Origin of the sequence: uncultured Streptococcus sp., assembly GCF_963521865.1 — a bacterium.
Lineage (GTDB): Bacteria > Bacillota > Bacilli > Lactobacillales > Streptococcaceae > Streptococcus.
On record NZ_CAUQWY010000010.1, the window covers coordinates 35,303 to 50,285 of the forward strand.

At 33.9% G+C, this 14,983-nt stretch carries 16 protein-coding genes and 2 pseudogenes; 14 read left to right on the forward strand and 4 right to left on the reverse strand.

All coding sequences use genetic code 11. The features are described 5' to 3' along the window. From RWO85_RS04535 to RWO85_RS04545, 3 genes are all read right to left on the reverse strand, one after another. Positions 1-1,281 (reverse strand): MATE family efflux transporter, encoded by a 1,281-nt coding sequence (locus RWO85_RS04535; protein WP_314414298.1) that lies wholly within the window; start codon positions 1,279-1,281, stop codon positions 1-3. Positions 1,282-1,341: 60 nt separating this feature from the next. Next, a complete protein-coding gene (gene thrC, locus RWO85_RS04540) occupies positions 1,342-2,826 on the reverse strand; it encodes a threonine synthase (RefSeq protein WP_314414300.1) in 1,485 nt (494 codons plus the stop codon). A 75-nt stretch (positions 2,827-2,901) separates the two neighbouring features. Continuing rightward, complete coding sequence (locus RWO85_RS04545) at positions 2,902-4,179, reverse strand: gamma-glutamylcysteine synthetase (protein ID WP_314414302.1); 1,278 nt, start codon at positions 4,177-4,179, stop codon at positions 2,902-2,904. A 428-nt stretch (positions 4,180-4,607) separates the two neighbouring features. Here RWO85_RS04545 and RWO85_RS04550 point away from each other — a divergent pair, with 428 nt between their 5' ends. The 14 genes and pseudogenes from RWO85_RS04550 to RWO85_RS04615 all read left to right on the forward strand — a co-directional run. Next, positions 4,608-5,111, forward strand: a complete 504-nt coding sequence (locus tag RWO85_RS04550) for a hypothetical protein (RefSeq protein ID WP_000191545.1) — start codon at positions 4,608-4,610, stop codon at positions 5,109-5,111. A gap of 427 nt (positions 5,112-5,538) precedes the next feature. Continuing rightward, positions 5,539-6,294, forward strand: a complete 756-nt coding sequence (locus RWO85_RS04555; RefSeq protein ID WP_000615495.1) for an endonuclease/exonuclease/phosphatase family protein — start codon at positions 5,539-5,541, stop codon at positions 6,292-6,294. 39 nt (positions 6,295-6,333) lie between these two features. Next, the gene (locus RWO85_RS04560; RefSeq protein WP_001282608.1) at positions 6,334-6,552 is read left to right on the forward strand and encodes a hypothetical protein; all 219 of its coding nucleotides are present in this window, start codon (positions 6,334-6,336) and stop codon (positions 6,550-6,552) included. Positions 6,553-6,557: 5 nt separating this feature from the next. Then, positions 6,558-7,869 (forward strand): annotated as a pseudogene (locus tag RWO85_RS04565) (FtsK/SpoIIIE domain-containing protein). An 89-nt stretch (positions 7,870-7,958) separates the two neighbouring features. Beyond that, complete coding sequence (locus tag RWO85_RS04570; protein ID WP_000772798.1) at positions 7,959-8,273, forward strand: hypothetical protein; 315 nt, start codon at positions 7,959-7,961, stop codon at positions 8,271-8,273. A 37-nt stretch (positions 8,274-8,310) separates the two neighbouring features. Continuing rightward, positions 8,311-8,700, forward strand: coding sequence for a hypothetical protein (locus tag RWO85_RS04575; protein WP_001165436.1), 390 nt, complete (start codon positions 8,311-8,313; stop codon positions 8,698-8,700). Positions 8,701-8,718: 18 nt separating this feature from the next. Then, positions 8,719-9,489 (forward strand): metallophosphoesterase, encoded by a 771-nt coding sequence (locus RWO85_RS04580; protein WP_314414303.1) that lies wholly within the window; start codon positions 8,719-8,721, stop codon positions 9,487-9,489. Positions 9,490-9,532: 43 nt separating this feature from the next. Then, positions 9,533-10,306, forward strand: a complete 774-nt coding sequence (locus RWO85_RS04585) for a metallophosphoesterase (protein WP_314414305.1) — start codon at positions 9,533-9,535, stop codon at positions 10,304-10,306. Positions 10,307-10,489: 183 nt separating this feature from the next. After that, on the forward strand, positions 10,490-11,272 hold the full coding sequence (locus RWO85_RS04590; protein WP_000205177.1) for a Rep protein: 783 nt from the start codon (positions 10,490-10,492) through the stop codon (positions 11,270-11,272). 13 nt (positions 11,273-11,285) lie between these two features. After that, entirely contained in the window at positions 11,286-11,489 is a 204-nt protein-coding gene (locus tag RWO85_RS04595) for a DUF3173 domain-containing protein (protein WP_314414306.1), read from the forward strand. Between the two features lie 3 nt (positions 11,490-11,492). After that, on the forward strand, positions 11,493-12,626 hold the full coding sequence (locus RWO85_RS04600) for a site-specific integrase (RefSeq protein WP_314414309.1): 1,134 nt from the start codon (positions 11,493-11,495) through the stop codon (positions 12,624-12,626). A gap of 40 nt (positions 12,627-12,666) precedes the next feature. Further along, positions 12,667-13,092, forward strand: a complete 426-nt coding sequence (locus RWO85_RS04605) for a GTP pyrophosphokinase (RefSeq protein ID WP_314414311.1) — start codon at positions 12,667-12,669, stop codon at positions 13,090-13,092. Positions 13,093-13,327: 235 nt separating this feature from the next. Continuing rightward, entirely contained in the window at positions 13,328-13,564 is a 237-nt protein-coding gene (relB, locus tag RWO85_RS04610) for a type II toxin-antitoxin system RelB family antitoxin (protein WP_314414312.1), read from the forward strand. Then, positions 13,557-14,002 (forward strand): annotated as a pseudogene (locus RWO85_RS04615) (metallophosphoesterase); the annotation flags it as partial. The gene relB and the pseudogene RWO85_RS04615, both read left to right, overlap by 8 nt. A 166-nt stretch (positions 14,003-14,168) precedes the next feature. Here RWO85_RS04615 and RWO85_RS04620 read toward each other — a convergent pair. Next, the gene (locus RWO85_RS04620; protein ID WP_314414313.1) at positions 14,169-14,783 is read right to left on the reverse strand and encodes a hypothetical protein; all 615 of its coding nucleotides are present in this window, start codon (positions 14,781-14,783) and stop codon (positions 14,169-14,171) included. Positions 14,784-14,983 lie beyond the last annotated feature (200 nt).

Below are 14,983 nucleotides of genomic sequence, written 5' to 3' on the forward strand. Positions count from 1 at the left end.
CTATCCTTTCAAGCTCATATAACGCTGGTAACGGTAACGTAGAAATAACCAACGAAAACCATTATCCAAAAGGGTTCCAGCCCAAATACCGGGCAAGCCCCAACCAAGAACAATCCCCAGCAGATATCCTGTTCCAATACGGATACACCACATTCCTATACTTGTCGCATAAAAGGGAAGCCGAGCATTGCCCAAACCCTGCCAGACTGCTGTATAGATGACTGTTCCTATCGTCATAGGAGTACCAAGTAGTGAAAAAAGTGTCACTAGAACACTAGCCTCCACCGCTAGAGAATCAGTCGTATAGAGATGAGTTAGTGGTATACCCAAAGCATAGATACTGAAGGTCAAGGGTAACATGAGGACCAGAGAAAGCCAAAAGGCTTGTTTACTCAACTTATCTACTCTATTCCAATTATCCTCTCCAACTGCTCGAGCTACCAGCATGACCGTTGCTGTAGCCACACCAAAGGCAGGCATATAGTTAAACTGGGTCAAGACTTCTCCGACTGCATTCCCAGCCACTGCCTCCGTTCCAAAAGAAACGACCAAGGCAATGATCACGACATCTCCAGCCCGCATCATGAGTCGCTCTCCAGCTGCTGGTATTGCCAAAGTCAGTAAGTCTTTATCCAGTCCAAAAGTTGGCTTCGCATAAGGAAGCTTTAATTGCGACCACAAAATCACAAGACCAATCAAACGAGACAGAATAGTCCCCCAAGCAACACCAGCAATCCCCATATCAAGAATAAAAATAGCTAGACTTGAAAAAAGAATATTCAAGGCATTGGATAAAAGACTAACATAGAGAGGCTGACGTGGATTATGAGTTGCACGAATCAAGGCACCCAAACTGGTCATTAATCCCAAGAGAACAATCGATCCGCCTATCAAAGATAGGTAGAGTCCACCACTCTCAGCTACATCTCTCTCCGTCCCCAAAAGTTCAATCATCTCTTGCCCAGCGAAGATGGACAAAGCTCCTAAAAGGAAACTTAATAATAATGTAATCTTCAACGCCTCAGTCACATGATAGGCTAGCATAGATTGATCCTTCTGTCCCAAACTTTTTGAAATAACACTGGAAATAGCAGCTCCCAGAGCGATGAAAATCGCCTGGTAAATCGTGATAATATTGCCAGCTACTGATACACCCGAAATAGCTATCAATCCTAAATGAGCAACCAAATAACTGTCCACCATCCCCATGAGCATCTGCAAAAAGTTTTCGCCCATAGCTGGCAAGGCAATATTAAGAATATCTTTATTTTTCTTAAACAATCCTTCCTCCTGATGAAAAGAAACTCAGTTGGTTTCCCAACCGAGTTTACTCCTTCTGTCTTAAAGTCCTAAATAAGCCTCGACCGCTGCTTGCATATCAGCAGCTGCCACTGTTGTCTTGTGACGAACAAGAGCTGTTTCAAGCCCATCAACCGCAGGTGGCACAGCCACTCCTGATATTTCATGTAATTGAGCCAAGGCTTCAAAGTCAGTCAAGCCAACTTTCCCTGTTACAGCTTCTACTGCAACCACTGGGAACTTGTATGGACTAGCTGTTGAAGCAATCACTGTCTTAGTCACATCGCCAGTAGCCGCTTGGTATTTCTTATAAACTGCCGAAGCAACAGCTGTATGAGGGTCCTCGATATAAGAATCTGATTCATAAACACGCTTGATTTCTGCCGCTGTTTCTTCCTCAGTCGCATATTCAGCTGCAAAGAGTGCAAGAATCTCTGAATCAAAGTCTGTCAATTCATATTGACCTTGGCTATTCAAAGCATTCATGAGTTCAGCTGTCTTTTCAGCGTCATTTCCCAAAAGATGGAAAATCAAACGCTCCAAGTTTGAAGATACCAAAATATCCATAGATGGACTAGTTGTTACCTTAAACTCACGCTTCTTGTCGTAAACACGTGTCTTGAAGAAGTCTGTCAAAACATTGTTGTCATTTGAAGCACAGATTAATTTGCCAACTGGTAGACCAATTTGCTTAGCATAAAAGGCAGCCAAGATATTTCCAAAGTTTCCTGTTGGTACTGTGAAGTTGACCTTATCACCAGACACAATCTCACCAGTCTTGACCAACTGAGCGTAGGCATAAACATAATAAACAATTTGTGGTACCAAACGACCAATGTTCATAGAGTTAGCTGACGAAAATTGCAACTTGTTTGCCGCTAATTTTTCACGAAGAGCCACATCGTTAAACATATGCTTCACATTTGTTTGGGCATCATCAAAGTTACCATCAATAGCGATAACATGAGTATTGTCGCCAGTCTGAGTGGTCATTTGCAACTCTTGAACCTTGCTGACACCATCCTTTGGATAAAAGACGATAATCTCCGTACCAGGCACATCGGCAAATCCTGCCATAGCGGCTTTCCCAGTATCACCAGATGTCGCTGTCAAGATGACAATCTTATTCTCCAAACCATGTTTCTTAGCAGCTGTTGTCATAAAGTATGGCAAGATAGACAAGGCCATATCCTTAAAAGCAATTGTTGAACCATGGAAAAGTTCCAAGTTGTATTGTCCGTCTAATTTCACCAAAGGCGCAATAGCTGGAGTATCAAACTTGCTATCGTAGGCATTGTTGATACAGTAGTCCAACTCCTCAGCTGTAAAGTCATCTAAAAATGCTGACAAAACTAACTTAGCCACTTCTTGGTAAGAAGCATCTTTCAATTTGTCAAAGTCCAAATCTACCTTTGGATAAGTAACCGGTGTAAATAAACCACCGTCCGTCGCCAAACCTTGCAAAATAGCTTGGCTAGCAGTTACTGTATTGTTGGCATCACGTGTTGATTGATAAACTAATGTCATTACTCTCTATCCTTTATCTATAGTCTCTTCCATTATATCATGATTTTTCAGAAAATTCTCCCTTTATAAGAGAAATTATAGTCCCAATTCTTCTTTCAAAGGCTGTAAATAGGTCATTTCTTGCTTATTTCGCATCTCCAGTCCTTCCTCAGCTAACAGGAGTAAGTCTTTGGAAAATTCAATAATCGTAGTTTCTTCCTCATCTGTAAGCTTTTTCTTAGAAAACTGTCGTCTTAAAAACTTGTAATTACGACCAAATGCTTCAAAGAAAGATGCTGTTTCTAAGTAAGCTTCTAACTTGTCTAAATTAACTAATAATCCTAAGTGAAAAGCTGCTGAAGCGAAGGTTCTATCTAGAGGTTGAGTACACACACTACGAAACTCAACTGTTCCGCGAGTCGTTAAGTCTTGGTACTGATAACTACGATGAGTTTCAAAGTCTTTCTCTTGAGGGGCAATAAGAACCTCATCCCCATTAAGAGAAAATGCTTGGATTTCAGGTGTAGTCAGATAGTCTCTTGCCTGAATCGGATAAAAATAATAGGTTTGTCCATCACGTTCCGCAGTAAAAATCGCAGAATGATCGAGATAGTCAAAAAAATCATCCTCATCTTTAAAGAGTCTAGCATTGACCCCGACGTTTTCTGGATAGATGCCATGCATGGATTCTTCCCAGAAAATATCCCTTGAAATTTTCGTATCCCAATCTGCACCCGAAAACTCAGAATTGGCAAATAAATACGCCTTAGCCGCTTCAATTTGAGTAAAAGCATTAATCACCCGTAAGTAGTTGGATTTTGAAATATCCAGCTGAACCTGACTCCCACAGATAAAAGCTCCATATTCAGGGAAATGATGTAAGTCTGACTCAGTCACATTGCAACTCAAATTCAAATAATCCATCAACATCTGATAACGTGGATAAGCAACTGGACAATTCTTATTTTTATCCCAGTTAGGATGAATGCCACAGCCAACAATAGCATGATTTGATTCAGCTAACTTCTTCTGAATCACATCCATATAATTGTTAAAACGATTTTCGACCTCTTGAATCGTTTCAGCCTTGCCAAATGCAAACTCAATCGTAGTATAGGAAACTTCAAATAAAATAGCATCCTGACTTACTGGATCCACTAGCTGAATAGGATTTCCAAAATCATCAACCTTTTCTACAGTTAAATGCAAATCAGAAACTAGATATCCAAATAAATGCTTGATAACTTCAACATCTGTAGCATCCCCTTCCAAGTTTACAACAGGATATTCCAGCTCAATCCCAACAAACAATTCAGGATTTTCTTTAATATTTTTTAAATACCGATGTTTTAATAAATCGATAGAACGAGACATACTTCCCTACACTTTCATAATCTAAATAAAATTTGAATAACTATTATTATACCAAAAATAATATAAAAAGGAACGAAGATATACCACGTTCCTTAACTCTATACTATACCGGCGGCCGGGGTCGAACCGGCACGTCCTTGCGGACACTGGATTTTGAGTTTAGTGTTTAAGTTTTTATATCTTTATAAACCAGTAAAATCAGCGTTATAAAAAAACACTTATATTATTTAAAAAAACAAAATTTTTATTTTTAGTAACCTTTTAGGAACTAGATTACTTTAATTCCCTTTTTTAAACGTAACACATGGAATGCATCTTCAGCAAGATTACTAAACTTGTAAAAATGCTAGAACGAGAAGGTAGATTATTCGTTTATGCATTGTCCTTTTAATGTACAAATGGTATAATACAATACGGAGGTACTAATAATGACACAATTTCAAGTCCGAATATCTGGTGAAGCAGCTTACTATTTAAGAATGCTAAAAGAGAAATATGAAACTTCAGAAGGTATCAATATAACTAAAGCTACCATTTTAACGCGTGCGTTTCAAAATTCAAAGACTGTAACAAACTGGACAAAAGTTGTACAAGATAACTCTATCTCTTTAAAAAATATTTATCCGGTGGAAGAAAAGGAATTAAAATTGAACGTTGCACTGTCCGATGAAGTAGCAGAAGGAATTAAAAAATATAAAGAAATATTGCCTAGTGCCACAAATACTCAAAGTGTAACTTTAGGTGTATGTGTTAAATTTCTTCTTAAAGCAGAATTGATGACCCAATTAAATCACGATATTTCAGAACCTGAAAAAGATTTTGACAAGAAATTCTCTATTCTAGAAAAACAGCTTCTTGAAATCGTTGCACCAGTCAACCACAAATTACTTTCTGATACCATATGGAATTTCAAAAATAATTTTATAAAATGAGTCTGGGACAAAAGTCTAATCTTAAATATAAAAAGCGAACAAAACGAGTTATCTGATACTCAGAATTCTGTCTTGTTCGCTTTTTTGTATAATCTATCGATTTTTAAAATTTATAATAAAGAATTCCTAAAATCAAAATCTTTTTGTCCCAGACTCATTCTTTTTTTTATTAAATTTGTACATTTCGGAAATTAAAGTATACTTTTTTGTTGACTTTCTTCTTTTAATTTTGTACAATTAAAATGTACAAAAAATACTGAGAGGAGGAATAGCAATGAACTTTTTTGACCAAGAAGCCTTAGATTACTTCTATGAGGAATTGGAAAGCTACTATGATGAAGACGAACTAGGAGAAATCTTTGATGGATTCGAAGGATAGCAGGAGGAGGTGCCTCCTCCTGCGGACTAACTTTTAGGAGGAAATTTTATGATACAACTTACAGCATCCACTTGGAATATAAATCTACGTTCAAGAAAAGGAAAACAAATTCCTGAAATGATTGCGCAGGAACTAGCTCAGCAAAATTCAGATATTATCTGTCTGACAGAGTATGTAAAAACAGATAATCATTCTCAATTCTGTTCTAGCCTTCAAACTAATGGTTATACAATCTTTGAAGATGTGCGTACTATAGATTTTGGAAATGAAATTCTTATTGCAATAAAGAGTGATTTAGTTAATGATTGCCAAGTCATTACTATCGATAATGATGATAATAATCCAAACTTTTTACACGTTAGAGTGACAATTGAAGGACAAGAATTAAACATTATTGGAGTTCGTATCAAGATAGGAGGGGAAAATGTTTTTGAAGATTTCAAACACAGAAAAACACAACTAGACAAGCTAATCTTCAATTTACCAATTCATGAAAACACAATTATTCTAGGTGACTTTAATAATGGCTTTTTCAAGCAGAATGATGATACTCATTCCTATCAAGGTAAACCTAGAGAATTTTACTCCTATCCATTACTAAAATCAGAAATGAATAAAGCAGGTTTAACTGTACATACTCCGTCTGAGGAGAACTCTTGGAAATATTGTAAATTAGACCATATTATAGGAAACATTCCTATTTCTAATGTGTGTTATTCTTGGAGATTCTTAGAAAATCCTGATTATCAAAATAAAGTCGGTTTCCCCGACCACGCTATTTTATCGGCGACTATATCTTTATAGTTTTCCTTAAAATAATTGCTTATTAGAGGAGGTAATGAAATGAGTGATAATTTAAAAGCATATCTATTTCTTTTAGGATTTGTGATATTAGCTGGCATAGCAATTTTTATATTCCCTCAAGGACATTTCTTTTCGAATTCTATCCTTATCCTTGGGTGTATTCCACTACTTATCTCAACATATTATTTCGCAAAAATCAAGCTCTTAGGGTTTTACGAACTTTTAAAAGAGCTTTTAGATAAAATAAAAGGTATCTAACTAATATGTTTAAATTAAGACAAAGTGCTGATTTAACAAGAAACAATATAATTTCCTGTTATAAGTTAAAAATAATGCACTGGCTGATACTAAGTATCTTTGCCTGCATTCTATTTTCCACTATTGTTAATATTAGGGCTCCAACTTTTGTTCAAATTCTCTTCATATTTTTAGGTGGATTTATTATCTATAAAATTCATCTGAAAATAAAAATTTTTCGATATGACTTAGAGCATTACCTTATTATACGTGAGAGCTTACTTTATGTACTCCACACAAACAGACTTTATACCACATCTAAAGATGGTTCAGGCTATGAAAAAATCGTTAGAAGTGCAGTATTAGAATACGAGATAGATAGACAAAAAGGTCATGTTCTTATCAAAGCTCTTATAACGGGCGATGAATTTAGTAAAAAAGTTCAATCTCTTGATGATGTACTTTCTGGCGTGCTTGAACTAGAGCTTGAGGAAAAGATTATTCGACCTAGTTTTATAGAATATCATTTCTATTACATAAAACCAAAAAGGTTAGTTCTACAATCTCACAGCCAAAGACAAGAGATAGATAGCCTTGATATAGATTTAGGATATGGTGTAAATTATAATCCTGTCAAATGCCCACATATTTTAGTATCGGGTGGAACTGGAAGTGGGAAATCCGTGCTTATATCTGTTTTGATTTTAGAATTTCTAAAACGTCAATCAACAGTTTATATAGCTGACCCTAAGAACTCTGACCTAGGTAGCTTGTCTCATTACTTTGGAAATAAATACGTAGCAACCACCCCAAATAATATAGCTCGCATTGTGAGAGTCGTAGTTGAGGAAATGCAGGAACGATATCAAGTCATGCGTGATAACTTTCAGTATGGTTCAAATTTTACTAACCATGGATTGGCTTATATTTGATGAAATGGGAGCATTTCAAGCTACAGGTTCAGATAAAAAATCAAGAGAGATTATCACTGAAGTTATGGATGGGATTAAACAAATCATTCTACTTGGAAGACAGTCAGGCATTTTTATCCTAGTATCTGCCCAACAAGTAAATGCTAGTACTACTTTAAGTACTGAACTCAGAGATAATTTAGGATTGAGAATTGCTCTTGGTGCTAATTCTAGTGAAGGCTATCACATGGTCTTTGGTTCGGCTACTCCTGATAAGTTAAAACCTATTGAAGAAAAAGGTTCAGGCTATCTTTATATACAAGGCTCTGGTAAAGAATCTGCCCAATACTGGGAAAGCCCTTATCTTGATACAACTCAATTCGATTTTATAAAAGAACTACAATTATACGTAACAAAGTCAAAATAATTTCAACAGATATTTTTGCTTAAATTCAATAGATTTTCAGCAAAAATATCTGTTCCTCATCGCTCTGCGATGATAGAAAAGAGGTACACATGAAGCTAAATGATTTTTTAAAGCCAGAACTGCTTGGCAACAAATTTATAGCAGTAAAAGGCTATACAGAAGTATTAGACAGAGAGACTAATAAGCCCGTAGCTTTACGACTTAACGTGTCAATTCAAGATGAGGATTCTGATTTCTTTATGGAGATGATACAAGTCAAAGTAAATACATTATCCCCTACTGCTTCTGTTCAAGAAATGGCAAATAATAAAACCTGTCCTGTTACTCTAAAAGATTTAAACGTAGGTCAATACAATGGAAATTTATGGTTTTCTTGTTCTAATGTAATTCTAATTACTAAATAATGTGTTATAATTATTTCAAAAATTAAAGGAGCTTACTATGCAAATTTTTACTTATAACGATTTTCTAAAAGACAAAGAAATCGTAACTTTTGAACAAGCTGAAATAATTTTAGATGAACTTATAAAATCATCAAACATTTATGACCCTGAATTTCAAGCATACTGGAAAGAACTTATCGAGTACAGTGCGAAGTATGCTGAAATGAGAGGAAAATGGCGAATACTTACAAAAGAAGAGCAAGATACACTTGATGATACAAGAACTAATATTCATAATAGAATTAGAGATAACCTTATATCTATTAGAGGCTTGGCTCAAATCAATAACAAAGATACCTCTTGGTTCGATAAGTTTCATAACGATAGAAAACGTATGGGTGATTTTGCTAATTATATAAATTACATATACGCTGTAAATTCACGTTGATTATAGAAAGAATCTTATATGGCAATTTATTATTCCGTATCTGATATACATGGGCACTACAATGAGTTTATTAAATCTCTCAATAAAATAGATTTATCTGATAAACAAAGTCGACTTATCTTACTTGGAGACTATATTGATTACGGTTCTCAATCTTTTCAAGTCATTTCTAAAATAATTGAACTTGAAAAGATTTATCCAAAACAAATTATTACACTTTTTGGAAATCATGAAGAATGGTTTTATGATTGGTTGATTTTAGATAATCCTACTGCTTCTGCGTTTCCAGAAACAATAAAGAGTTTCTTCTCTACAGAGGAATTGAACTATATTTTAAAAACAAATCCTAACAACTTTGAAACAGGTGTTAGAAACGAAATTAGAAATAATGATAAGTATATTCCATTTATAAACTGGTTCCAAAAACGATATGAAGATAGTCGTTATTTTGAAACAGAAAATCAAATTTTTGTCCATGCTGGCATTGATGAAGAAGCTAATAATCTTTGGAAAGACCTAACGAGTCCAGAGATATTTACCAACAAATTTCCTATTACAACTGGTAGATTTTATAAAGATATTATCTCTGGGCATTTTGCTTCTTGGGAAGTAGCTAAAGATAAAAGTTACCTAGGTAAGATTTACCATGATAGTAAAAGTCATTACTTTATTGATGGAGATGTAAAAAATAGCAAAACAATACCTGTTATCTGCTATGATACAGTTAAAAAATCCTATCAATATTCAAAAAACACTTCTCTATTGCCTAAAAAATTTGATAGAGCTTAATTCTATTCTTAGACTAATATCAAAAATAAAGAGGGAAATATATATGAAGACATTATTAATTGGTGACTTACATTTAAAATCTCAACTAATTTTACCCATTGTTGACAAAATTATCCAAACACATAACATTAAGAGAATCATTTTTCTTGGTGATTATGTTGATTTACATGGTCAAACTAACAATATCCAACTTTATGCCAAAGACCTCACTTTTTTATACTCTTGGAAAATAGATAAAGAGCAAAACGGAATAGATGTAATTAATCTTATAGGTAATCATGATGCTTATTATTTACTGGGAGAACAAGCTCCTTTCTCAATTCAAAATTTAGAAGTGTTTTTCGCAGTAAAAGAATTGTTGCAGGATTTGAAATTACAAATAGCTTATCAACTAGATGATTATTTAGTCAGTCACGCTGGTTTCAATCTGATATTTGACCCAAAAGAATGGCATTTTAACCTTTATACCAAAGAGTATGAAGAAGAATTAGATATCCTAGCTTATACAATAGGACCAATGCGTGGTGGGAAAGCTCTTGGGGGTTCTCCTTTATGGGCACATTTTAGAGAATTAGAATTGCTTCCCAACCAAGACTTTCCTAAACAAATTGTTGGACATACCCCTAAAGAATCTATTGATATTTCTAAAAATGTTATTGGTATAGATACTTTTTCATTATATATTGACAAAGATAATAAATATCAATTTATTGGTAACGGAGATTTGCTAGTTTATGACCAAGGACATTTTGAGGTCATTTCAACAGACTGGGCAACAGACAAAATATTAAAACAATTACCACAACTACAAATTTAATAGCTACTTCTCATCATGTACCTAAGCAAAACTGCCGACAAGCAGTCGGCAAGCTGGAAGTGTGTTTAGCGGAGCGGTGCTTAGGATCACATGATAGAAGTAGGGAGGAGCTTTGCTCCTCCTAGTTTATTTATTATATAGACAATCTTTTGGCGAAAGCCAACCTAAAAGGAACTATTTTTTATGACCTCATATAATAAAAAAATAGTCCGCACTTCTTCCTATATTGAAATTTGGGAATATGAAAAGCCAATATTTTCAAAAGGAAAATCTATTTTAGATACTAATACTGAAAACAAGGAAAAAGCAAAACGCAGAACATTTGATGAACTAACACCCCTAGAACAAGAACAACGTCTTGAACGTATGAAGAAGACTCGCTTAGAAGCCAAGTGGAACTTACTCCGTCTAGTTGATTGTAATTTTGATGATACAACTTCTTTTCTTACACTGACCACTAAGGAAAATATCAGCGATAGAAACCACTTCAAAGACTTACTCAAAACATTTATTAAACGCTTTAACTACCACATTTTTAATACCAAGAAAAGTAAATTAAAATATATAGCAGTATTAGAGAGGCAAAAACGTAAAGCATGGCATAGTCATATTTTGCTATTCAGTGTTCCCTATATTCCACATAAGCAATTATTAGAACTTTGGGGGCATGGAGCAGTACGGATAAATAAAGTTGACGTCGACAGCAAAGAAAATCGCGGTCGATATGTCACAAAGTATTTTGAAAAAGGTATTGGACAAGAATTGTTGGAAAACTTCGGAAAGCAAGCCTATTTTTCATCACGCAACTTGAAAAAGCCTGATGAAGATAAATTTTACACTTATGAAGATTTTAACTATGATAGTTCAGTCGTACTATATGAAACGGAATACACTAGTAAGGTCTATAAAGACGGTCAGTATTTCGATAATCATGTAAAGTACAAGAAAATAAGACTAGATGAATAAAGGAGTAAGTCACATGATAGCAACTGTTACTAAGAATGACCTAATTGCCCTCGGTTTCTCTGAGGGAACATCTAAACGTATTATCCGCCAAGGGAAAGAGATACTGATAACCCGAGGCTTTACAGTCTATCAGAACAAGCGAATTGGTACTATACCTGCTACTATTGCTACCGAATTACTCGGTTTTGATGTTCAAAACAGTACCCTCAAGGAGTAAAATATGGCAATTAGAAAAGGTAAAGACGGTAATTGGGTAGTTGATATTAGTAACGGTTTTGACCCAATAACACTAAAGCAACGTAGACTTGTCAGAAAGGGCTATAAGACGAAAAAAGAAGCTATTGAAGCAGAACACTACTTACGAAGTGTAGAGTTAAAAGAACGCTTTTATGGAGCTAAAATAACTATCCCCATACTATATGAACTACTTAAGGAGGAAGATAGTATAAATCATCGAAAAGCAAGCTATATCAATACACAAGATAATAATTACAACAAACACATCAAAGATTATTTTTCTAAGGTCGATAATGTCGGAAAATTGACCTATGAAGACATCTACCAGTTTCGAGAACATCTTAGGCAAAAAGTGGCTAAAAATTCAGATAGACCGTTAAGCACAAATACTATTAACAAAATCATGATTTTACTCAAAAAAATTTTTGATGTTGGTTTGCGAAAAGGCTATTACTCCTCCAATCCAGCAAAATTGATAAAAAAGTTGCCAATTGAAAAAACAAAAATGCAATTTTGGACAGTCAAAGAATTTCAGAAGTTTTTATCACTATTTGAACCCGAAGAATACAATATCAAACTACTCTTTACTGTTCTATTCTTTACAGGATTAAGACTTGGGGAAGCTCTTGCCCTAACATGGCAAGACATCAACTTTTCAAGTAATACAATTCATATCACGAAATCTGTCTATGTTAATAAAGGAGTAACTCATATCAGCACAACAAAAACTAAAGCAGGAACAAGAAGAATTGTCATCAATAAAAAATTAAGCCAAGAATTACAAGATTGGGAAAAGCAACAAAAACATCTATTAGAGCAATTTACCAACAATAGCCTAACATTACAAGTGTTTCAAAATAGCCCTATCACAATTACAAAAAATGCTATTGAAAAGCAGTTCAAGAAAATCATTGAACGTGATAACACACTAAAAAAGATACGTATACACGATTTTAGGCACTCTCACGCTTCCCTGTTAATTAACCAAGGGGAAGATTATTTAGTAGTAAAAGAAAGACTTGGACACGCTTCTATAACGACTACAATTGATACTTACTCCCATTTGTACCCAAGCAAACAGAAAGACCTGGCTGACAAGCTAGACGAATTACTATAAACTAATTGAGTTTTCCAAACAGAAATTATATAATCAGAACATGAACAAATCACAAGCAACAAAAGCACATGAAGTAGCTAAAAAAGCACACTTTGGACAAACTGATAGAGCAGGAATTGACTACATTAAACACCCTGAAACAGTAGCTAGTTTTGTCACAACTGATGAAGAGAAAGCTGTCGCCTATCTACATGATGTAATTGAAGATACTACACTAACCCTACTAGACCTAAAAAAGGAAGGTTTTTCAAAAAACATTATAGAAGCCGTCGATATACTCACAAAGAAAAAAGGACAAGATTATCAATCTTATCTCAATCTAGTAAAGACAAATGAACTCGCTAGAGTTGTAAAATTGGCGGATTTACGGCATAATTCAGATTTAACCAGACTACCATTAATTACTGAAAAAGACTTAGAGAGAAATAAGAAATACAGTTCTGCTATAACATTTTTAAATACATAGAAAAAAATTAGTTGTTTTTAGTAACTTAACTTCAAATTTTTTAATTCCAAAACAAAAAGATAAGGCTTAGAAACCTTGTCTTTTCTACTATACCGCGGCCAAGCTCGAATAAGCACGTCCTTACGGATACTACGATTTTTTAAAAATAAATAACAATAAAAAGTGAAATCTTTTATTGTGAAACTATTAGACTAAGAGTATAATGTATATAAAATAACTATTAGGTGACTGTTATATGAATAATGTTGTTACTACACAAATTTCTATTCAACTTAGTCAAGAGTTAAATTCTTTATTAAATGCTATTGTTGAAGAAAATAATACAACAAAGACTGACTTTATTAGACAAGCTGTTATAGAGAAAATTGAAGATATGTATGATATTAAGGTCGCTGATGAAGCTTATAAAAAATGGGCTGAATGTGGCAAAAAAACTATCTCACATGAAGAAATGATGAGACGCTATGGCTAAAATATACGCAATATCTGATATACATGGGCACTACAATGAGTTTATTAAATCTCTCAATAAAATAGATTTATCTGATAAACAAAGTCGACTTATCTTACTTGGAGACTATATTGATTACGGTTCTCAATCTTTTCAAGTCATTTCTAAAATAATTGAACTTGAAAAGATTTACCCAAAACAAATTATTACACTTATTGGAAATCATGAAGAAAGGTTTTATGATTGGTTTAATTTAAATCAGCCTACTGCTTCAGCATTTCTAGAAACAATAAAGAGTTTCTTCTCTACAGAGGAATTGGAATATATATTAAAATCAAATCTTAACAACTTTGAAACAGGTGTTAGAAATGAAATAAAAAATAATATCTAGTTCATTCCATTCATAAACTTGTTAAAAAACGATATAGAGATAAACGCTATTATTATGAAACTAATAGTTAAATCTTTGTTCATGCAGGCATTGATGAAGAGGATGGCAAAAACTCAATTACAGGAGAGAATGAAGTAAATCTTCTCACAATAAAACGCATAATATCAGGTTGTTCAATACTTGATACTATGCGTTTTTCTGATTTTAAACACTTTATTCCCAAATCTCTTTAAGTTAAATAAAATGTGAAGCCAACGGATTAGATAAACTAACAAAAAAAGTGTTCTTCTTATTAGTAAAATCAACACAATAAAAGAAAATACAATCGTCATCTATTGAAAGCTTAACTTTGTATGGTAGCAATCCATAGAAACTGATAATATTTCTGATATAAGACATTGCCGAAAACAAGAAAATTTCATCAGCAAATTCTATACCTAAAATTTGATTTTGTTCAAGCAAATAATCACTCCATAATGTAAAATCAAATTTATCATTTTCTATGTAAAAATCATTTACTGATTTAACATTATTAGGATTTACTTTTAACAACCCATTCAACACTGTAGATTTATCAACTGTGTCAAAAAACAAGTTTGAAATTTTTCCATTACTTATTAGTATCTCAGCTCTTCTTTTAAAAGTAGCATATCTATAACTAGAGCCTTTAGTTAAAACTCTAAGATATTCATTAATAGTATTATTCATTAAAGTGGGATACTTTATTTTAAAAAAGTCGGTCTTTGAAAGTGGAAGCTTAAAGTGGTCGTCTAAAAAATCATATTTTGGTTTCCACTCATTAACAACCGCGTCACAGATAACCTTAACAAGAATTGGACTAAGTAACATTGAGTTTTCCTCCTAGGATATTTTTGTACATTTGGATTAAGTATTTTGTACACTATAATTCTATCAGATTAAACTCAAACCGTCAAGAGAAAAATTAGTAATTTTTAGTAACTAAACAAGAGTTGCCACTACCAAGAAAAAAAGACAAGGTCCGAAAACCTTGTCTTTATTACTATACCGGCGGCCGGGGTCGAACCGGC